Annotated in this window: 1 protein-coding gene; it reads left to right on the top strand. The window is 49.3% G+C overall.

The window, feature by feature from the left end:
- Nucleotides 1-218 precede the first annotated feature (218 nt).
- A partial coding sequence (locus K9U40_RS23570; RefSeq protein WP_282892486.1) for a hypothetical protein occupies nt 219-469 on the top strand: 251 nt, incomplete at its 3' end.

Here is a 469-nt window from a genome sequence, read left to right as displayed (position 1 = left end):
CAGCACCGGTGCACGCACAACATAGGAAGGGAGGCCGGATTCATAAAATTTAATACTGCTTTTTTGCACAGCATCTGCGCAGTGGCCCCAGGCTCTAAGCCCTTTCGCGTTTTTTCGCACCGATCCAGACCGTAAGCGCTAAGTGTGGCATGCAGCTTGGTGCGAGCAACATCGTGTCAGGGCAGAGATAATTAACCAACGACTGTAAGGGAATCGGCATGAAAAAATTGGAATACAGAGGCTTCAGCAATACACCATCCGAATGTAAGTACGGCATCGGAGCGATTAACGGAAAGACTGCTATCGTTTTCCATCAAACGGTGCAAGGCGGCACTAGCATCACGAACATGATTGAGCACCTCACGATGCATGTGCTCGCAACCGACTTACCGAGCGTCGATCCCAATCAAGTAAGAGTATTTGAACATTACGATCAACATCTCAGACCCGTTTCCGAATGGCAAGAGGT

Origin of the sequence: Xanthobacter autotrophicus (genome assembly GCF_030015065.1) — a bacterium.
Classification (GTDB): domain Bacteria; phylum Pseudomonadota; class Alphaproteobacteria; order Rhizobiales; family Xanthobacteraceae; genus Xanthobacter; species Xanthobacter autotrophicus_D.
This window is presented reverse-complemented; position numbering and strand designations above follow the sequence as displayed.